Annotated in this window: 17 protein-coding genes, 1 tRNA gene and 1 pseudogene; 10 read left to right on the plus strand and 9 right to left on the minus strand. The window is 55.1% G+C overall.

Annotated elements, in window-relative coordinates; genetic code table 11:
• Window positions 1-66 precede the first annotated feature (66 nt).
• From murI to O3300_RS24200, 3 genes are all read right to left on the minus strand, one after another.
• Window positions 67-912 carry a glutamate racemase gene (murI, locus tag O3300_RS24190; RefSeq protein ID WP_305054339.1) on the minus strand — a complete coding sequence of 282 codons (846 nt, stop codon included), beginning with the start codon at window positions 910-912 and terminating at the stop codon, window positions 67-69.
• 66 nt (window positions 913-978) lie between these two features.
• On the minus strand, window positions 979-2,520 hold the full coding sequence (locus O3300_RS24195; RefSeq protein WP_099665278.1) for a fumarate hydratase: 1,542 nt from the start codon (window positions 2,518-2,520) through the stop codon (window positions 979-981).
• Between the two features lie 105 nt (window positions 2,521-2,625).
• Window positions 2,626-3,240, minus strand: a complete 615-nt coding sequence (locus tag O3300_RS24200) for a YqhA family protein (RefSeq protein WP_077400355.1) — start codon at window positions 3,238-3,240, stop codon at window positions 2,626-2,628.
• 308 nt (window positions 3,241-3,548) lie between these two features.
• On the opposite strand from O3300_RS24200, the gene acs reads away from it, so the two are divergent.
• From acs to O3300_RS24230, 6 genes are all read left to right on the plus strand, one after another.
• Window positions 3,549-5,555, plus strand: a complete 2,007-nt coding sequence (acs, locus tag O3300_RS24205; protein ID WP_289906323.1) for an acetate--CoA ligase — start codon at window positions 3,549-3,551, stop codon at window positions 5,553-5,555.
• A 184-nt stretch (window positions 5,556-5,739) separates the two neighbouring features.
• Window positions 5,740-5,830, plus strand: a tRNA-Ser gene (locus O3300_RS24210).
• Between the two features lie 788 nt (window positions 5,831-6,618).
• Complete coding sequence (locus O3300_RS24215; RefSeq protein WP_305054340.1) at window positions 6,619-7,317, plus strand: hypothetical protein; 699 nt, start codon at window positions 6,619-6,621, stop codon at window positions 7,315-7,317.
• Window positions 7,314-8,183 (plus strand): radical SAM protein, encoded by an 870-nt coding sequence (locus tag O3300_RS24220; RefSeq protein WP_099665275.1) that lies wholly within the window; start codon window positions 7,314-7,316, stop codon window positions 8,181-8,183. The genes O3300_RS24215 and O3300_RS24220 overlap by 4 nt, the downstream gene beginning before the upstream one ends.
• Before the next feature lie 7 nt (window positions 8,184-8,190).
• Window positions 8,191-8,493 carry a hypothetical protein gene (locus tag O3300_RS24225; RefSeq protein WP_143451381.1) on the plus strand — a complete coding sequence of 101 codons (303 nt, stop codon included), beginning with the start codon at window positions 8,191-8,193 and terminating at the stop codon, window positions 8,491-8,493.
• 21 nt (window positions 8,494-8,514) lie between these two features.
• Window positions 8,515-10,479, plus strand: a complete 1,965-nt coding sequence (locus O3300_RS24230) for a caspase family protein (protein WP_099665274.1) — start codon at window positions 8,515-8,517, stop codon at window positions 10,477-10,479.
• 323 nt (window positions 10,480-10,802) lie between these two features.
• Here O3300_RS24230 and O3300_RS24235 read toward each other — a convergent pair whose 3' ends face one another.
• A complete protein-coding gene (locus O3300_RS24235) occupies window positions 10,803-11,222 on the minus strand; it encodes an addiction module antidote protein (RefSeq protein ID WP_099665273.1) in 420 nt (139 codons plus the stop codon).
• 31 nt (window positions 11,223-11,253) lie between these two features.
• Window positions 11,254-11,559 (minus strand): annotated as a pseudogene (locus tag O3300_RS24240) (type II toxin-antitoxin system RelE/ParE family toxin); the annotation flags it as partial.
• A 168-nt stretch (window positions 11,560-11,727) separates the two neighbouring features.
• On the opposite strand from O3300_RS24240, the gene O3300_RS24245 reads away from it, so the two are divergent.
• Together O3300_RS24245 and O3300_RS24250 are read left to right on the plus strand one after the other, a co-directional pair.
• Complete coding sequence (locus O3300_RS24245) at window positions 11,728-12,114, plus strand: BPSL0067 family protein (protein ID WP_099665271.1); 387 nt, start codon at window positions 11,728-11,730, stop codon at window positions 12,112-12,114.
• Between the two features lie 10 nt (window positions 12,115-12,124).
• Window positions 12,125-12,559 (plus strand): STY0301 family protein, encoded by a 435-nt coding sequence (locus O3300_RS24250; protein WP_143451380.1) that lies wholly within the window; start codon window positions 12,125-12,127, stop codon window positions 12,557-12,559.
• 10 nt (window positions 12,560-12,569) lie between these two features.
• Here O3300_RS24250 and O3300_RS24255 read toward each other — a convergent pair whose 3' ends face one another.
• The gene (locus tag O3300_RS24255) at window positions 12,570-12,992 is read right to left on the minus strand and encodes a type II toxin-antitoxin system HicB family antitoxin (RefSeq protein ID WP_099665269.1); all 423 of its coding nucleotides are present in this window, start codon (window positions 12,990-12,992) and stop codon (window positions 12,570-12,572) included.
• A gap of 176 nt (window positions 12,993-13,168) precedes the next feature.
• The gene (locus O3300_RS24260; protein WP_034784508.1) at window positions 13,169-14,749 is read right to left on the minus strand and encodes an isocitrate lyase; all 1,581 of its coding nucleotides are present in this window, start codon (window positions 14,747-14,749) and stop codon (window positions 13,169-13,171) included.
• A 385-nt stretch (window positions 14,750-15,134) separates the two neighbouring features.
• Here O3300_RS24260 and O3300_RS24265 point away from each other — a divergent pair, with 385 nt between their 5' ends.
• Window positions 15,135-15,548: an SMI1/KNR4 family protein gene (locus O3300_RS24265; RefSeq protein ID WP_305054341.1), complete on the plus strand. Its 414-nt coding sequence runs from the start codon at window positions 15,135-15,137 to the stop codon at window positions 15,546-15,548.
• A 61-nt stretch (window positions 15,549-15,609) separates the two neighbouring features.
• On the opposite strand, the gene O3300_RS24270 is transcribed toward O3300_RS24265, so the two are convergent.
• Window positions 15,610-16,902, minus strand: a complete 1,293-nt coding sequence (locus tag O3300_RS24270) for an MFS transporter (RefSeq protein ID WP_305054342.1) — start codon at window positions 16,900-16,902, stop codon at window positions 15,610-15,612.
• A 151-nt stretch (window positions 16,903-17,053) separates the two neighbouring features.
• On the opposite strand from O3300_RS24270, the gene O3300_RS24275 reads away from it, so the two are divergent.
• A complete protein-coding gene (locus O3300_RS24275) occupies window positions 17,054-17,770 on the plus strand; it encodes an SDR family oxidoreductase (RefSeq protein ID WP_305054343.1) in 717 nt (238 codons plus the stop codon).
• A gap of 3 nt (window positions 17,771-17,773) precedes the next feature.
• Here O3300_RS24275 and O3300_RS24280 read toward each other — a convergent pair whose 3' ends face one another.
• A complete protein-coding gene (locus tag O3300_RS24280) occupies window positions 17,774-18,292 on the minus strand; it encodes a hypothetical protein (protein ID WP_305054344.1) in 519 nt (172 codons plus the stop codon).
• Window positions 18,293-18,319: the final 27 nt, after the last annotated feature.

Here is an 18,319-nt window from a genome sequence, read left to right on the forward strand (position 1 = left end):
TCTAAATGCAGTCTTTTTTAAAGAATCGAAAGATTGCATGAAAACGGTCGCTTTTGCTCACGCCGCTCACACGGATAGGTGTTCGACGGGAGGTTGTAAGTCCAGCAAACCGGCGAAGGCTTTCGCCAGGGATTCGACCTTGGCCGTCGTGTAGCCCTGCAGTCGCGGCATGTCGTTGTTGGTGCGGCGTAAACTTGCCGCGTCCAGCAGGCGGGCCAGCTGGCGCGCCACGGCGTCGCCCGTGTCCACCAGGGTGATCTGTTCCTGCGTGTGGGCGCGCACCGTGCGTTCGATGGCGTCCTGCACGAACAGGTAGTGCGTGCAGCCCAGCACCAAGGTGTCGACGCCTTGTTCCAGCATGGGGGCGATGTAGCGTTCCAGCATGGCGCTGGTGGCGTCCAGCGGATCGGTGCCCAGCTCGCATTGCTCGATGCGGTCGGCCAGGCCGATGCAGGGCTGCAAGATGAACGTGGCGCCCGTGGCGGCGCTGACCTGCTCGCGCAAGGCCAGCAGTTTGTCGCCGCGCAAGGCGCGTTCCGTGGCCAGCACGGCGATCTTGCCGTTGTGGCTGATGCCTGCCGCCGGTTTCAAGCCCGGTTCGACGCCGACGATGGGCAGGTCGGGGTAGCGTGCGCGCAGCGCCTTGATGGCGGCGATGGTGGCCGTGTTGCAGGCCACGACCAGCGCCTTCGCGCCTTGCTGCAATAAAAAGGCGGTGATCGCCAGCGAACGGTCGATCACTTGCTGTTCCGTCTTGTCGCCATACGGGGCATAGCCGGAATCGGCAAAGTAAATCAGGTCTTCCTGCGGCAGCTGCGCGCGGATATGGCGCAGTACCGACAGGCCGCCCACGCCGGAGTCAAAAATGCCGATGGGGGCGTCCGGGCGGGCATTGCTTGCAATAGAAGTCATATAAAGCCGAAGAAGATAAAAAAACGCCGCGCTGTGTTGCCGCGCGGCGTTAATGGTAGTGCTTGTTTAAGCGACCGTCACGGGAATCTTGCTGACGCTATTGAGTTGCTCGATCTTCGCCTGCCACTCTTTCGGGCCCGTGTTGTGCACGGAGGTGCCTTTCGAGTCCACGGCCACCGTCACCGGCATGTCGACGACGTCGAATTCGTAGATGGCTTCCATGCCCATGTCGGCAAAGCCCAGCACTTTCGCGCCCTTGATGGCTTTCGACACCAGGTAGGCGGAACCGCCCACGGCCATCAGGTAGGCCGACTGGTGTTTCTGGATCGATTCGATGGCGACCGGACCGCGTTCGGCCTTGCCGATCATGGCAATCAGGCCCGTCTGTTCCAGCATCATGTCGGTGAACTTGTCCATGCGCGTGGCGGTCGTCGGGCCGGCCGGGCCGACCACTTCGTCGCGTACCGGATCGACGGGGCCGACGTAATAGATCACGCGGTTCTTGAAGTCGACCGGCAACTCTTCGCCCTTGGCCAGCATGTCCTGGATGCGCTTGTGCGCGGCGTCGCGGCCCGTCAGCATCTTGCCGTTCAACAGCAAGGTCTGGCCCGGCGTCCACGAAGCGACTTCTTCCTTCGTCAGGGTGTTCAGGTCGACGCGCTTGGATTTTTCCGTGTCCGGCGTCCAGTGCACTTCCGGCCACGACGACAGCGATGGCGGTTCCATGTAGGCAGGGCCCGAGCCGTCCAGCACGAAGTGGCCGTGGCGCGTGGCGGCGCAGTTCGGGATCATGGCGACGGGCTTCGACGCGGCGTGCGTCGGGTGCATCATGATCTTGACATCGAGCACGGTCGTCAGGCCGCCCAGGCCTTGCGCGCCGATGCCCAGCGAGTTGATCTTGTCGCACAGCTCGATACGCAATTCTTCCAGTTTATTTTGCGGGCCGCGTTGTTTCAGCTCAAACATGTCGATGTCTTCCATCAACACTTCTTTTGCCATCAGCATGGCTTTTTCGGCCGTGCCGCCGATGCCGATGCCCAGCATGCCAGGCGGGCACCAGCCGGCGCCCATGGTCGGCACGGTCTTCATGACCCAGTCCACCAGCGAGTCGGACGGGTTCATCATGATCATCTTCGACTTGTTTTCCGAGCCGCCGCCCTTGGCAGCCACTTTCACGTCGACGGTATTGCCTTCAACCAATTCCATGTGCACGACGGCTGGCGTGTTGTCCTTGGTGTTCTTGCGGTCGAAATGCGGGTCGGCCACGATGGAGGCGCGCAGCTTGTTGTCGTCGAAGTTGTACGCGCGGCGCACGCCTTCGTTGACGGCGTCGGTAACCGTGCCGCTGAAACCTTCGAAGCGCACACCCATGCCGATTTTCAGGAAGACGTTGACGATACCCGTGTCCTGGCAAATCGGACGTTTGCCTTCCGCGCACATGCGCGAATTGGTCAGGATTTGCGCGATCGCATCTTTTGCCGCCGGGCTTTGCTCGGCCGCATAGGCGCGCGCCAGGTGTTCGATGTAATCAGCAGGGTGGTAGTAGCTAATGTACTGCAACGCTGCGGCGACGGATTCGATCAGGTCTTCTTGCTTTATGACAGTCATGGTGTTCTCGCGGTAGATAAGAAGGGTAAGACTCTTTACTAATACTAGTTACTGCAGTGGAATGACAAAGCCCATGGCCGCTGCTGGCAGCCATGGGCTTCGGGTTTAATGCGGTCGTGCCTGGTTCTGTGTCACCGTCATGATGCGGTCGGTGTACGCGATCGCCATGGCGGAAATGATGAAGACCATATGGATCACCGTCTGCGCGATGATCACTTCCATCTTGTAGGAGTTGGCATTGATGAAAGTCTTCAGCAGGTGGATGGACGAGATGCCGATGATGGCCATCGCCAATTTCGTCTTCAGCACGGAAGCATTTACATGCGACAACCATTCCGGCTGGTCTGGGTGGTCATCGAGGTGCATGCGCGAAACGAAGGTTTCGTAGCCGCCAATAATGACCATGATCAACAGGTTCGAAATCATGACCACGTCGATCAGGCCTAATACCACCAGCATGATGGTCGCTTCGTTCAGCTTGGTCGGCAGGGCGCTGCCGGGCACGGCGACGGCCGTCAGTACGTGCTGCAGGGCTGCATCATTGCCGAACACGGCGCCGATCAGGTCGGATAATTCCACCCAGAAATGGAAGACATACACGCATTGTGCGAGGATCAGGCCCAGGTACAGCGGCAACTGCAGCCAGCGCGACATGAAGATGAAGGCGGACAATGGATGCAGCTTGGTATGTTTGGCAGACGGTGGTAGGTGGTCGATCATGTAGGGGTTCCTGGGGGAGTAAATACCAATTTTTGGCATGCCCGACATTTTACACTTGCTGTCGATTACTGCGCATGGCCTTGCTCTGTATTATTGGGTTTGATGAAACACAAAGTGGTATTGAAGCTTCGGCGCGCCAGGCATTTTCCCAGTGAAAATACTGTACGGCGTCCCCTTGACGCCCATCGCCGAAGGCGCTTATGGTTAGTCTTGACAGAGGAAAACGCTGCAGAAAATGCGCAATGTAAGGCGTCCGTAAGACAGGGCGCTTATCGTGTTAGCAAACAATTACTACACTGGAGACAAGCATGGCCGCTACAGAAAACCAAGGACAGGGCACGCAGCAGCAAGGACCAGAAGAGTCGCGCGTATTTGAACCATCGGCGGCCTTTGCCGCACAAGCCACCATTTCCGGCATGGCCGCGTACCAGGCCATGGTGAAAGAGGCGGAAACCGACTACGAAGGCTTCTGGGCCAAGCTGGCGCGCGAAAACCTGAGCTGGAAAAAGCCATTCACCCGCACCCTGAACGAAGACAATGCCCCGTTCTACAAATGGTTCGAGGACGGACAGCTGAACGTGTCGTACAACTGCCTGGACCGCAACATCGAAAATGGCCTGGGCGACAAGACGGCCATCATCTTCGAAGCGGACGACGGCACCGTTACCAAGGCTACCTATAAAGAACTGCACGAAAAAGTCTGCAAGTTCGCCAACGGCCTGAAATCCAAGGGCATCGCCAAGGGCGACCGCGTCATCATCTATATGTCGATGTCCGTCGAAGGGGTTGCCGCCATGCAAGCCTGCGCGCGCATCGGCGCCACCCACTCCGTCGTCTTCGGCGGCTTCTCGGCCAAATCCCTGCAGGAACGCATCATCGACGCGGGCGCCGTGGCCGTCATCACGGGCGACGAGCAATTGCGCGGCGGCAAGAAGCTGCCATTGAAATCCATCGTCGACGAAGCGCTGGCGCTGGGTGGCTGCGATACCGTGAAAAACGTCATCGTGTATAAACGCACGGGCAGCGACCTGCCGATGGTGGCTGGCCGCGACACGTGGCTGCACGACCTGGTCGCAGGCCAGAGCGCGCAATGCGAACCAGAATGGGTCGATGCCGAGCATCCACTGTTCATCTTGTACACCTCCGGCTCGACGGGCACGCCGAAGGGCGTGCAGCATTCGAGCGGCGGCTACCTGCTGTGGGCCGCGCTGACGATGAAGTGGAGTTTCGACATCAAGCCTGACGACGTGTTCTGGTGCACGGCCGACATCGGCTGGGTGACGGGCCACAGCTACATCGCGTATGGCCCGATGGCCGTGGGCGCCACGCAAGTGGTGTTCGAAGGCATCCCGACCTACCCGAACGCGGGCCGTTTCTGGGAAACCATCAAGAAACACAACGTCAGCATCTTCTACACGGCGCCAACGGCCATCCGTTCGCTGATCAAGGCAGCCGACGTGGATCCGAAAGTTCATCCAGGCAACTACGACCTGACCAGCCTGCGTTTGCTGGGCACGGTCGGCGAGCCGATCAATCCGGAAGCGTGGATGTGGTACTACAAGCATATCGGCGGCGAGAAATGCCCGATCGTCGATACCTTCTGGCAAACGGAAACGGGTGGCCACATGATCACCCCGTTGCCAGGCGCCACGCCGATGGTCCCCGGTTCCTGCACCCTGCCATTGCCGGGCATCATGGCCGCCATCGTCGACGAAGCGGGCCAGGACGTGCCGAACGGCCAGGGCGGCATCCTGGTGGTGAAGCGCCCATGGCCATCGATGATCCGCACGATCTGGAACAATCCCGAGCGTTTCAAGTCCAGCTATTTCCCGGAAGAGCTGGGCGGCAAGATGTACCTGGCAGGCGACGGCGCCATCCGCAACAAGGATACGGGCTACTTCACCATCACGGGCCGCATCGATGACGTGCTGAACGTGTCTGGCCACCGCATGGGCACGATGGAAATCGAATCGGCCCTGGTGGCCAACCCGCTGGTGGCCGAGGCGGCCGTGGTGGGCCGTCCGGACGACACGACAGGCGAATCGATCTGCGCCTTCGTCGTGCTCAAGCAAGCGCGTCCGACGGGCGAGGAAGCGAAGAAGCTGGCCCTGGAGCTGCGCAACTGGGTCGGCAAGGAAATCGGCCCGATCGCGAAGCCGAAGGAAATCCGTTTCGGCGACAACCTGCCGAAAACCCGCTCCGGCAAAATCATGCGCCGCCTGCTGCGCGTGCTGGCCAAGGGCGAGACGATCACGCAAGACGTGTCGACCCTGGAAAACCCGGCCATCCTGGAGCAGTTGAAGGAAGCGTCGTAATGGAAGGTCGGTCCCTGCGGGGGCCGACCATGGCTTCTGTTGGGCTGCTGCTTGTCGCTGTGCGCTTTAACTTTTACCCCACGGTAAATAACTTTGGCAGTCCGTAGAATCTTTGCTATAATCTGCGGCTTCGCGACAAGCGAGAAATAGTACGCAATGCGAGCAAGTAGACGCATTGCCTGCAGGAGAGGTGGATGAGTGGTTGAAGTCGCACGCCTGGAAAGCGTGTATAGGTTCATAGCCTATCGGGGGTTCGAATCCCCCTCTCTCCGCCATAGACACAAAAGCAAAAGGCCACCTTCGGGTGGCCTTTTTGTTTTTGTGCCCGGCGGAGAGAAGCAGGGCGCCTGCGCGCCCTGCGCGGGGGATTCGAAGAGTCGGGCCTAACGGCCCGGCCCTCTCCGAATCGACCAACTGCTGCCGCTGCGCGGCAGCCCCGCGCGCCTGCGGCGCGCGTTCGTGGTTCTAATTAGGTTTCGGCTGAGCCGACTTCTACGGCGGTCAGTGCTTCAGCCTGTGTCTGAATGGCAGGCCTGCCTCCTGCGTCGCGACTCGCTCAGCGAGATAATTTCGAGCCATTGTCAGTTGCGGGAAGTAAAAATTGCTCACAATGTTATCCTGAGCCATGGTAATACAGAATTCTGAACATTCGAAGAGATAAGAAAAAGTCGATCTGGCATAATATGCGCTTCTGCCCTCAACATGGCCTATGTATGAACGCTCATAATTTACTATTGCAAAATTGGCAATCAATCGCTGCTGGCGGCATTGATATGGCTGAACTTAAACAACGACTTACCGAAAGGCAGGGGGAGTGTGTCATCGAGTGGTTCAGGCAGGCTCAACGACGCGCTCTGACGGAAGAGCCACCCCCAAGCTTGAAACGATGTATCGATATTGCTAGCTGGTGCAGGTTCGGTACTGACCCACTTACCGATTTTAGTTACGAAATGCGGATGGAAGCAATTGAGCGAGCTTCGCGGCGTTTTCAGGTCTCGGGCGAAATACTGAAAATTCTAATAACATCTATGTTAAGCTTAGAAAAATGCTTAGGTGATACTATATGAGGAAAATCAATAATAGAACGTTTATTATTGCTGTAGAAGGAATTGATGGCAGCGGTAAAGAAACACAAACTGACCTTTTAGAAAATTACTTCTTGTCGCTTGGGAAGAAGGTTGTAAATCGTTCATATCCTCAGTATGCAAGCTTTACAGGAAAAGAAATTGGTAATCTTCTTGCTGGTAGAGACGACGAAAATTCTGCTAAAAAAATTGATTCCAAATCAATGTCGTTGTGGTATGCACTTGATAGATGGCACGACTTTCAATCACTGGAAGAATCCCTCAAGGATATTGATGTTCTGCTATTGAATCGGTTTACGCTTTCCAGCGTTGTATATCAAGGTTCACGAACAGGTGCAGATTTGGGAATTGGGGATTGGATATTGAAGCTTGAGCATGATATCCTTGGCCTGCCTCACCCTGATTTGTATATTATATTAGATACTGGTACACGTATTGCATCAGAAAATGTCTTCAAAAAACAAGAAAGAGAATATATTGGAGAAAAAGTTCAGGACGTTTACGAGAGCGATGCAATTCTGCAGCATCGCGCCCAATTAATGTACTTGTCGTGGGCGAAAGATAACGCCAATGCGATAGTTGTCACTTGCCAAAATCCGGACGGCATGATGAAGAGCGTTGCAGATATACATTCCGATTTGATCGCAGCAATCAATCACCACCTTTCCCTTTCATGAAATATTGCCCTGTTACCAATAAGTTTCTCTCGCAAGAAGGTCCCTTAGTGGTGGGGGGCATTCCACACGTTATGTGGCATATTACAGATATATGCCCGCTAGCATGTCCATATTGTTTCGCAGCAAAAACCGAAGTTGGATTGCCTGTTCAATTTATTGAAAATATATCTGATGCATTATTGGCGTTAGGAGTTCAGAAAGTCGACCTTTCTGGCGGTGAGCCGCTTGCATACGATTTTCTTGAAGAGGTATGTGTTAATCTATGGTCTAGGGGAATTCATACTACATTGACTACAAGTGGGGTGGGGAAGAAAAAAAATAAACAGTTTTTAATTGGCAATTCAAATCGGTTCGCTAGATTAATATTTAGCCTTGATGGCTATGCTAAAGATCATGATGAAATAAGAAGAAAGCCTGGAGCATGGAATGATGCTGTAAACTTGGTTGGCATGATAGACTCCAGCGATCGAAAGAGAATGTGTAGGGTCAACACGGTTATTACGAAACAATACTATGAAAATAAGTGGAGCCGGAAATTGGCTCCTGTAGTTGATGCTATGGGTGTCAACGAATGGTGTTTAATTCAACCTCATCCTGCAAACCAGAAGGATGAATATCTTGAATATGCATTGGATCATCAATCTTTTCTGTTGGCAGTAGGCGAAATTCGTCAAGCGGTATCAAATGTTGAGGTCATTACACGAGAGAACTCTTTATATTCAACATATTGGAATGTCCAGCCGAACGGATTTCTGCAGCAACATACCGATGGTAGCAATGATGACAAGAAGATATCTTTGCTTAGTAATGATATTAATGTAATTAAGAAAATGGTAGCGCAAACCACGACTTCCGTTCCAATATAAGGTGATTATGGAAACTTTTATTTTAAAGAACTTAAGTGCCAGTTCCGAACTTTCAGTTGCACTATCCGAGTTTGTAGAGGTAGTAAAAAGCCAAGGAGTCGAAGTTAAAGTAAAAAATTTATCAGACGATACAAAGGGCAGTTTAATACTTGAAGTTGCTATTATCCTCGGTGAAGGAATTGCTGTAAATGCTGTTTATGATTTCTTAAAATATTCACTCAGACGATTGGGCGATAGCCTCGATGGCGAAACTCCGTTAGAAATTGACGACGAAGTTAGGACAGTAAACGAAATGCGAGAAGATTCTTGAAGTTGTTTTAGACCACCTCATATGACCAATAAAGCGCCGAAGGTTCGCCTACTATCTGTTGGTATCAGCGAATATGCGCCACATCGAAAAGATCTTCCTGCATCGTTAAATGATGCTCGTAAAATTTATGACACATTTGAAGATGTATTAGGGAAGTCGTTAGATCACCGACATAGTATTGTTGCACTGGATATTACAGGTGATCAGTTTCTGACGCATATCCGCACTGCTCTAAAAGAGCAAAAAAAAGATGGCCCTTCGAGTGACCTTTTGATTATTTATTTTAGTGGGCACGGTAGCACCTACGACGAAGTGCTAGATTTGCACTTCATTGATTCTAAGCTTGGTCAAGATGGCATATCAACCATCGTGATTGGTGAAATGCTTAGGATTTTCCAATATCCCCGTGTTCTTTTGATATTGGATTGTTGTTTCTCTGGAGCCGCAAACAAAATCACTTATGCCAACACAGGATTCAGTAAAAAGAAGACTACTCTTATTGCGTCATCGCAGCCGATTCAGCCATCGCAAAGCGGCGAGATCCTTAGTATATTTACTCAATGTTTATCTAACTCTTTATATAAAATTAAACAGCAGGGTTTGCAAATATCGGTTGCGAACTTGGAGATTGAACTCGGTAACTACGTTATGCCGAAGCAGAATCCACATATTCTTTTCCCCGAGGGTATGCACGATCTAGTCATCGCACCGGCCCCCCTTTCTGTACCGCAATCGCAAAAGCTTCAATTAGATATTTCAGATAGGCTTCGTGTAGCTACTGAAGGGGTACGAGAGTCTATCTGGTATGCCTTGGCAGAAGAGCCAGAATATATTCTATTAGGAGTAGCAAAAATTCTTTTCGATGATGATAAATACACTGAGCCATCATGGTTAGTGCGTCGAGCTGCAGGTTCGGCACTATCGGAAATAAAGTTTTTAAAAAATGAACAGTTGAATCTTTGTAATCGGTTGTTTTCTTCTAATCATTGGGTTAATCGCTGCATTGGAATATTGACCGTTCGACGCGATGTTTCGAAAGATGATTTTCGTTTGCAGCTAGAGAAGCTACTCAGCTCAGAAGAGGAAGTCATGGATGTTCGCTGGCTCGCACTATTGTACCTTTCTGATTTTTATGGATATTCTTCATTCGAAAAAATAATTCAAAGATTTAGTCTAAATAATTTTTATCAATCTAGTTGGGGTGTATGTGAGTTATGGGAGCGAGGCGTCAATGTGGCGGAAAATGGGGGCGATATCTCATCCACTAAAGAGCGTACCGAAATTTTCATTGGAAAATTAAAGCAGCACACCTCAAGTTTGATAAATTTTATATATTTGAGGTATCGAGAGGTTTTCAATCAGCTTAACGATGATTTGAAGGCGTGGCTTGATTCAAGTCTCATCGGCACCATTGGTATCGATTGTTTTGGAGATACCCCAACACGTGGGAGCACTCAAAAAATGGGAATTGGAAAATGGCTTCATTCAAGTCTTTATGGTTCCTGGCGCGGCGCTTACAGTCCTCTCTGGGTGTTTAATAGTCTAAACGCAAAAGAATTGTCAGAATTTATTGAGGCGGTGAAACATGTTCCAATTGTTGCTGCCAGAATGGCAATTTTTGAGCAGCTGGAAAGTAGTCCGGAACTTGCAAACCGCAATGCTGAGGCCCTATCGTGGGGCGTGGTTGATGATCATCCTTGGGTAAGAAGAGTAGCATTAAGGCTATTTAGAACATTAAATTCAAATGAGCCGATTGAGGAAAGCAAAGCTAGATTAAACAGCGCAGGGACAATACTTAATGAAAAAATATATCCGGGGTCAATGGATTATCTACGAGAAATTGTTCATTGGGCTAGTCAGCTAGCTCTTCCGCAGGAACAAATTAAGCTACTGCTTCATGTCACCCTCAAGGAATTCTCGCGCAACGATCTACTTGCTTTGAATCAGGATAGTATTTTTGAATCGCATCCGTACCGGTTCATCTAGGATACATGAGATTAGTTTACAGAATCACTTTCTCGCATTCCATATCGCTACACGACGCGGGCTCAGGTACGCCATCCGTACACGGACTGAGGCATTGGACACGGTAGAAGCCACTTCTGTCGAGAGCCTGATTAAAACCAAGAACACACACCCTCTGCGCACGAAGCTGCCCGCGCAGCGGGCAGCAGTTGGTCGACTCGAAGAGGGCAGGTAGGTCCGCCCCTTCGACTTCTCCGCTAGGCTATGAACTTATGCCAACAAGGCCCCAATAGGCCTCTACGGCGCCCAAAGCATTAGTCCGTGCCCAAACGACCGCCCTAGCCCTAGGCAGCTGCTGGCTTCGCTACCGCCGACTTGACCCGCGAGCGCGGTTTCGCAGCCACTGCTTTTTTGGGCGCGGCATCCACCACCTCCCCCTTCCCAGACCCAACAGCCTCCGCCACCAGCCGCACCCCAAGCGCACCAAGTACACGGGTCATGGTCTCCATGCGCGGCTGACTATTCGGGCGAAGCGCCTTGTACAAACTCTCGCGCCCCAAACCCGCCGCCTTGGCGATCTCGGCCATGCCACGCGCACGCGCGATATCGCCAATGGCGGCGGCGAATATGGCGGCGTCGTTCGTTTCCAGTGCTTGCGTGATGTAGGCGGCAGCCGCTTCATCGCTGGTGATGTATTCCGCTGGGTCGAAGTCTTCCAGATCCAGCCCTTCAAGGTCGGACAGTTTGATGTTGTGCTCAGTCATGATGCACCTCCTGTATTGCTTCGGGTCGCTATTATTTTGTCGGTTTTGCGACGGTTTTCTTTGCGGCAGACTTCTTCAACTTCTTGGCCATCTGCCTGGCCTTGTTGATGTCGGTAGCCTGGGTGCTCTTGTTGCCTCCCACGAGCAACACGATCACGTACCCTTCAACTTCAATGAAATAGACACGCCAGCCTGGCCCTACATCAATGCGTAGTTCTCGGACGCCGCCACCAATTGCCTTCACGTCACCCAATCCGTTTTCCAGGCGAACGATGTGCTGAGCGATGATTGCCTTTGTCTTGTCGTCCTTGATATCGGACAACCAGTTGCTGAAGTGTTTGGCTTTTTGTGATCATCTTCTGAGATAACTGTATTCATTCGAATACAGATGTGCAATCAAATTTGCGTAAGCCTTATTCCCCTGCAAACCTTGTCCCTCCTCAATTCCCCCATAGTTTCCCCCATGTATCGTAAGCATCTCCCACAAAGCCATGGAGAGAGTCTCATGTCCTACACCTACAGCAAAGTCGACGACCTGGAAAAAACCACCATGGTCGGCAACCATCAATGCGTTGCGCTGGTTCGCCACTACGCGGGTGCGCCTGCCGCGTTGGCCTGGAAGCAGGGGGAAGCAGTGCTGGGAAATCGCTTGCTGCGCAAGGGTACGGCCATTGCCACATTTATCAACGGGAAGTATGCGAATCATCAACAAGGCAATCACGCCGCCCTGTATATGGGGCAGACGCTGGACGGCATCATTGTCATGGATCAGTGGACGGGCAAGCGCCTGGGCATCGTGACTTCGCGAACCTTGCGTTCCAAAGGCCAGTACAAGAATGGCCTGCATATCGATCCCAGCAACAATGCTGATGCTTTTTTTGTCATCGAATAGAGGAGCATCCATGCGACATAAACGTTTGTTGACCGGCGTCGCCTGCTGCATTTTCCCTGTGTTCACGCATGCTGCCGTGACCGCCTCATATGCCTGCCCGGAGAGCGTGCCTGCGACTTCGATCAGCCTGAACGTCGTGGCGGCTGGCTGGATGCCATATATCGGCAGCCCGCTCTACCTCAGTGCCGCAGCGCCGATCGACGGCGCGCCGGAGCGCAGGGGGCAGCTCGTGCCCAGTGCGGAGCGCAAGAAGAAAGGGCGCACGATACTCAGCTACCGTCTGGAAGGCTCCTATCCTGACGGCAAGTGGTTGCAATGCAGTTACGGCGCGCATGGTGAGGTGACACTGTCGAAGAGAATGGACGACAGTGTCAGCCTTTGTGAATTCACCTACAGGAAGGGCAGCAAGGCCGGGCAGAACGAGATCGATATCGATTGCCGTTAAGTCATTGGCATCACCGCGCACCGCCTCCCTTGGCTTCGGCCTCGATCAAGCTGAGCGCCGCACGCGACAGCAGACCGCTGCGCGTCTCGTGCCGCGCCGCCGCATAGCGGTCGATCTTGCTCAACACAAAACGCGGCAGGCTGATGTTGATGCGTTCGGGCTTGCTGTCGAGCTTTTCAAGGTCGAGGTGGACCAATGCCCAGATGCCACCCGCATGCTCAAGATTGGCTTGGAGGGCTTCGATCTTGCTTTGCGTGATTTCCACTGGCTCGCCCAGCTCCAGCAGTGTCTCGATGTGGCTGGTGATGGCTGACCGGACGTTGTTGAGCGCATCTTCCACGCTATCGCCCCACGAGTGGACGCCTTTGATGTCGGGGACGTTCACGCCGTACACACTATCGGCATCTTTAAAAATGACAACGGGGATATTCATGGCTGTTCCCTCATGCACTATCTGTTGAACTCGGCAACGCGGAGGAGAAATGTTGCTCTCTGCAAGCATACCTATAATGTGTATCAGTGTGTATTCCAGATCTGACGCTACACAACGTTCAGACGCAAAAAAGCCCGCCAAAGCGGGCTTTCTCACTCTACAGCCAAACCAAAAACTCAGAACTGGTTCATCGTGTTGTCTTTACCAGCTGCTTTGAGCGCCGCTTCGCCGCTGAAGTAATCCTTGTGATCGTCGCCGATGTCCGAGCCGGACATGTTTTGATGTTTCACGCAGGCGATGCCCTGGCGGATTTCCTTGCGCTGCACGCCGGCCACGTAGCCCAGCATGCCCTGGTCGCCGAAGTATTCCTTGGCCAGGTTGTCCGTCGACAAGGCTGCCGTGTGGTAGGTCGGCAGGGTGATCAGGTGGTGGAAGATGCCGGCTTCGCGGGCCGAGTCGGCCTGGAAGGTGCGGATCTTCTCGTCGGCGGCGATCGCCAGTTCCGTCTGGTCGTATTCCACGCTCATCAGCTGGGCGCGGTCGTAGGCGGACACGTCTTTGCCTGCCGCTTTCATGCCGTCGAAGATTTGCTGGCGGAAGTTCAGGGTCCAGTTGAACGATGGGCTGTTGTTGTACACCAGCTTGGCGTTCGGGATGACCTTGCGGATTTCGCTGACCATGCCGCCGATTTGCGCGATATGCGGTTTTTCCGTTTCGATCCACAGCAGGTCGGCGCCGTTTTGCAAGGAGGTGATGCAGTCGAGCACGCAACGCTCTTCGCCGGAACCGGCGCGGAACTGGAACAGGTTGCTCGGCAGGCGTTTCGGACGCAGCAGCTTGCCTTCGCGCTTGATGATGACGTCGCCATTGCCCAGCGCGTCGGCCGACACTTCTTCGCAGTCGAGGAAGGAGTTGTATTGGTCGCCCAGGTCGCCTGGTTCATTGGTGACGGCGATCTGCTTGGTCAGGCCGGCGCCCAGCGAGTCCGTGCGGGCGACGATGATGCCGTCGTCCACGCCCAGTTCCAGGAAGGCGTAGCGGATGGCGCGGATCTTGGCCAGGAAGTCTTCGTGCGGTACCGTGACTTTACCGTCCTGGTGGCCGCATTGTTTCTCGTCGGATACCTGGTTTTCGATCTGGATGCAGCAGGCGCCCGCTTCGATGAACTGTTTCGCCAGCAAATAGGTGGCTTCGGCATTGCCGAAACCGGCATCGATGTCGGCGATGATGGGCACGACGTGGGTCACGTGGCCGTCGATCTTCGCCTGGATGGCTTGCTTGGCATCGCCTTGAGCCGCGTCCAGCTGGCGGAACAGGCCGCCCAGTTCGCGGGCATCGGCCTGGCGCAGGAAGGTGTACAGTTCCTTGATCAGGGCCGAGACGGCGGTTTTTTCATGCATCGACTGGTCCGGCAGCGGGCCGAACTCGGAGCGCAGGGCGGCGACCATCCAGCCGGACAGGTAGAGGTAGCGGCGGTCGGTGCTGTTGAAGTGCTTCTTGATCGAGATCATCTTCTGTTGACCGATGAAACCGTGCCAGCAGCCGAGCGACTGGGTGTACTTGGATGGGTCCGCATCGTAGGCGGCCATGTCGTTGCGCATGATCTTCGCCGTGTACTTGGCGATGTCCAGGCCGGTCTTGAACTTGTTCTGGGCGCGCATGCGGGCGGCGGACTCGGGATTGATGGCGTTCCAGGCGCTACCTTGTTGGTCTTTCAAACCAGCAACAGCCTTGATGTCGTCTTGATATTGGGACATGTGAATCTCCTAAAAAGAAAAGCTATGTTTGAGAAAATCGCCGAGTGCGCCACAACGTCTTGTCGAAGCAAACTGCATGACTAAATAGTAGGCCGATTCGCGCCGATCTTCAAGTCTTATATAAGACATATAACTTAAATTTAATCGTTCTTTTTCAACGACTTAATTATAATTTTTCAGGATGTGAAATGAATTTTCAAAAAGTGAGAGCATTAATGGATGAGTCTGCTTTTTGAAATCCCGCGATGTGAAATGCCTTTTCAGATTTTGGTGCAGCGCGACAAATCGGGGCGAAAGGAGCCACCCGAAGGTGGCGTAGCGGTACATTTGTTTTAATATCATGCTCCGCTTGTGAAAGGTAACGTCAGCGATGCAGATTAACGGTATGGATTTACCCGTCGAGTATATTGCTTTTGCGGCAAGATATCGGGACGAAGCAGGATTCTGCAATTTGCGGCTGAAGGAGGAACTCGATTCTTTCGGTCGCGTCCTGCAGACGGAATTGGCGCACATCCATACGGATGCCGTCGAATTGACTGCCCGGACAGCGCAGCTTGGGGCGTATTTCGTCGGCGATGGCTGCTATGGAGAGCCTGGAAGCGGCAGTGCTGGCCCGGGAGCCATGCCGGACATCGTTGATTTTACAGAAATCATCTGTTTCGGCATGGCCGGTGACGGGAGTCCATTCTGTCTCGATTTCAGGGGTGCCCGGGGCGCACCATCCGTCATCTTGTGGGACGATGATTACTGGCGGAAGATTTCAAACTCCTTTGAAGACTTTCTATCGCTATTTTCTTGATCGCTTGCCGGGACAGTTGCTGCAGCGCACGAGGCAAGCCCGTGCGCTGCCCAAGTCTAAGCTAGCGTCCCACCGTCTGCCGCTGGTCCTTGATGAACAGCGCCGTCAGCATGCCCACCACGCACACGCCGATCACGTAATAGGCGGGGCCCAGCACGTTGTTCTTCAGCATCAGGGTCACGACCACGGGCGTCAGGCCGCCGAAAATGGCGTACGACAAGTTGTAGGAAAACGACAGTCCCGAGAAGCGTACCTGGGCCGGAAACGCTTGCACCAGCACGTAGGGCACGGCGCCGACGACGCCGACGAACAGGCCCGTCATGGCGTACAGGGGAAGCAGCAGGTCGGGGCGGGTGCCGACGGTGGTGTAGAAAATGTACGTGGAAATGGCCAGCAGCACGGAACCGACGAAGATCACGCGCTTGCCGCCCAGGCGGTCGGCCAGCATGCCGGCGATGATGCAGCCGAAGGCCAGGCACAGGGTCGCCACGGTATTGGCCACCAGGGTGGTGCGCGGCGCGATGTGGTGGATCTTTTGCAGCAGGGCAGGCGTCATCAGGATGACGACGACGATGCCGGCCGACAACATCCACGTCAGCAGCATCGATACGACGACGGCGCCGCGGTGGCTGCGCAGCACGGATTTCAAGGGCATTTCCGTCGCCAGCGCCTTGCGCTGCTGCATTTCCGCAAACACGGGGGTTTCATGCAGCCAACGGCGCAGATACATGGCGCCGAAGCCGAAGATACCGCCCAGCAAGAACGGATAGCGCCAGGCGCCATCGGTGATTTCCGCCGGCGTGTAGACGGTGTTCAAGCCCGTCGCCACGAGCGAACCCAACAAAATACCGACAGTCAGGCCCGCCGTCAGTACGCCGCAGGCAAAGCCCGTGAAACGGCTGGGCACGTGTTCGGACACGAACACCCAGGCGCCCGGCACTTCGCCGCCCACGGCCGCGCCCTGGAAGATGCGCATCAACAGCAGCAGCAGCGGGGCGGCCAGGCCGATGGTGGCGTACGTGGGCAACAGGCCGATCAGCAAGGTCGGCACGGCCATCATCAGGATGGACAGGGTGAACATGCGTTTGCGGCCGAGCAAGTCGCCGAAGTGGGCCATGACGATGCCGCCCAGCGGACGCACGACGTAGCCGGCGGCGAAGATGCCGAAGGTTTGCAGCAGGCGCAGCCATTCCGGCATTTCCGGCGGGAAGAACAACTGGCCGATGGCGTTGGCAAAGAAGACGAAGATGATGAAGTCGTAGAATTCCAGCGCGCCGCCCAGGGCGGCCAGCGACAGGGTCTTGTAGTCTTGCTGGGTGAGGGGACGGCTTGCGGCGGTGTCGGAGGTAGGCATGTGTCTCGTTCTTGTGTGTTATGGGAGATTGCCAGACCTAGCATACGCATTTCCGCCGCGTGAGTAAATGCGGGGGGAGGGGGAGCCGCCTCAGCTGTGCTTAATACAACGCCGCTATCATCAGCGTTGACTTCATTGCAAAGGACACAGTATGCATATCATGATCGTGGGCGCCAGCCGGGGCCTGGGACGCGCGCTGGTGGACGGTTTGCTCGCTGACGGGCATGCCGTCATCGGCATATCGCGCCAGCAGCCTGCCGACTTGCCCGCCGGCCAGGGCACGCAGCTGCAATGGATCGCAGCGGACCTGGCCGCACCCGCCGAGGCCGTCGAATGCATCGCGCGTGCGGCGCCGGCCGCGCTGGACGCGGTGATCTACAACCTGGGCGTGTGGGAAGAAAAGGCCTTCAGCGATGACTACGCTTTTCTCGGCGATGCGGACGACGCCATCGTCGACATGGTCAATACGAATATCACGGCGACGATCTTGCTGCTCAAGCGCCTGGTGCCGCGCTTGCTGGCCAGCAACAAGCCGCAACTGATACTCACGGGGTCAACGTCCGGCCTGCGCCAGAGCGGCCGCCCGGAAGTGACGTTCAGCGCGTCGAAATTCGCCTTGAACGGCATCGCCGACGCCTTGCGCGAAGGATTCCGCGAACAGGGGCTGGCCGTGACGGCGCTGCAACTGGGTTACCTGAACACCTATGATGGCTTGTCCGTGCCGCTGGCGGACGCTAGCGCGCGCGGCGAAGGCGAGCTGATACCCGTGCATGACGTTGTTGCCGTCGTGCGCATGCTGCTGAACCTGTCGAACGCCTCGTTCGTGCGCGAACTGGTGATGCCCGCGCTGCGCGACGAGCGTTTCTGACTCTCAGGCATCCTTGCCGTAGACCTCGGACCAGCCGAGACGCTCTTCCAGCCACTCGTCCACTTCCGAGCTATCCATGTGCATCAGGGCGGCGCCCAGCCGCAGCTTGCCCTTGGCCAGGGCCAGCACGGCGAACACGGATTCCAGCATGACGGGGTCGAGCTGGCCCTGCAGGTCGCGCGCGGCGATGGTAGGCAATTGCGCCCAGGCATCGCGGTAGCTGTCGGCCAGCCAGTCCGGCAGAGGCGGATTGTGCTTGCGGTGGCGCTCGATTTCAATCAGGGCGATGAGCGCATAGAAATCTTCTTCGCGCGCTTGCGCGCCGCCCAGCATGGCGACGAGCTGGGGTACGGCCGCATACGAGGCGACGCCCACGTCGCCCTGGTGGTGCAGCTCTTCCCACAGCTCATGCCACACGTCTTCGCCCGCCTGCATGGCCTTGAGCGCCTCGGCCACGTCGTAAGGCATGCGGTAGCCGCCTTCCAGGGTGGGCCAGAGAGGATCGTCGAGTGATAACAGCATGGTTTTCCTTGATGGGACAGCTCGGCT

Origin of the sequence: Janthinobacterium sp. SUN206 (genome assembly GCF_030587305.1) — a bacterium.
Classification (GTDB): domain Bacteria; phylum Pseudomonadota; class Gammaproteobacteria; order Burkholderiales; family Burkholderiaceae_D; genus Janthinobacterium; species Janthinobacterium kumbetense.

What these genes read in the sequence shown, in the direction of transcription:
- murI (WP_305054339.1), bottom strand. Translation starts at nt 912, where the DNA reads ATGACTTCTATTGCAAGCAATGCCCGCCCGGACGCCCCCATCGGCATT.
- O3300_RS24195 (WP_099665278.1), bottom strand. Translation starts at nt 2,520, where the DNA reads ATGACTGTCATAAAGCAAGAAGACCTGATCGAATCCGTCGCCGCAGCG.
- O3300_RS24200 (WP_077400355.1), bottom strand. Translation starts at nt 3,240, where the DNA reads ATGATCGACCACCTACCACCGTCTGCCAAACATACCAAGCTGCATCCA.
- acs (WP_289906323.1), top strand. Translation starts at nt 3,549, where the DNA reads ATGGCCGCTACAGAAAACCAAGGACAGGGCACGCAGCAGCAAGGACCA.
- O3300_RS24215 (WP_305054340.1), top strand. Translation starts at nt 6,619, where the DNA reads ATGAGGAAAATCAATAATAGAACGTTTATTATTGCTGTAGAAGGAATT.
- O3300_RS24220 (WP_099665275.1), top strand. Translation starts at nt 7,314, where the DNA reads ATGAAATATTGCCCTGTTACCAATAAGTTTCTCTCGCAAGAAGGTCCC.
- O3300_RS24225 (WP_143451381.1), top strand. Translation starts at nt 8,191, where the DNA reads ATGGAAACTTTTATTTTAAAGAACTTAAGTGCCAGTTCCGAACTTTCA.
- O3300_RS24230 (WP_099665274.1), top strand. Translation starts at nt 8,515, where the DNA reads ATGACCAATAAAGCGCCGAAGGTTCGCCTACTATCTGTTGGTATCAGC.
- O3300_RS24235 (WP_099665273.1), bottom strand. Translation starts at nt 11,222, where the DNA reads ATGACTGAGCACAACATCAAACTGTCCGACCTTGAAGGGCTGGATCTG.
- O3300_RS24245 (WP_099665271.1), top strand. Translation starts at nt 11,728, where the DNA reads ATGTCCTACACCTACAGCAAAGTCGACGACCTGGAAAAAACCACCATG.
- O3300_RS24250 (WP_143451380.1), top strand. Translation starts at nt 12,125, where the DNA reads ATGCGACATAAACGTTTGTTGACCGGCGTCGCCTGCTGCATTTTCCCT.
- O3300_RS24255 (WP_099665269.1), bottom strand. Translation starts at nt 12,992, where the DNA reads ATGAATATCCCCGTTGTCATTTTTAAAGATGCCGATAGTGTGTACGGC.
- O3300_RS24260 (WP_034784508.1), bottom strand. Translation starts at nt 14,749, where the DNA reads ATGTCCCAATATCAAGACGACATCAAGGCTGTTGCTGGTTTGAAAGAC.
- O3300_RS24265 (WP_305054341.1), top strand. Translation starts at nt 15,135, where the DNA reads ATGGATTTACCCGTCGAGTATATTGCTTTTGCGGCAAGATATCGGGAC.
- O3300_RS24270 (WP_305054342.1), bottom strand. Translation starts at nt 16,902, where the DNA reads ATGCCTACCTCCGACACCGCCGCAAGCCGTCCCCTCACCCAGCAAGAC.
- O3300_RS24275 (WP_305054343.1), top strand. Translation starts at nt 17,054, where the DNA reads ATGCATATCATGATCGTGGGCGCCAGCCGGGGCCTGGGACGCGCGCTG.
- O3300_RS24280 (WP_305054344.1), bottom strand. Translation starts at nt 18,292, where the DNA reads ATGCTGTTATCACTCGACGATCCTCTCTGGCCCACCCTGGAAGGCGGC.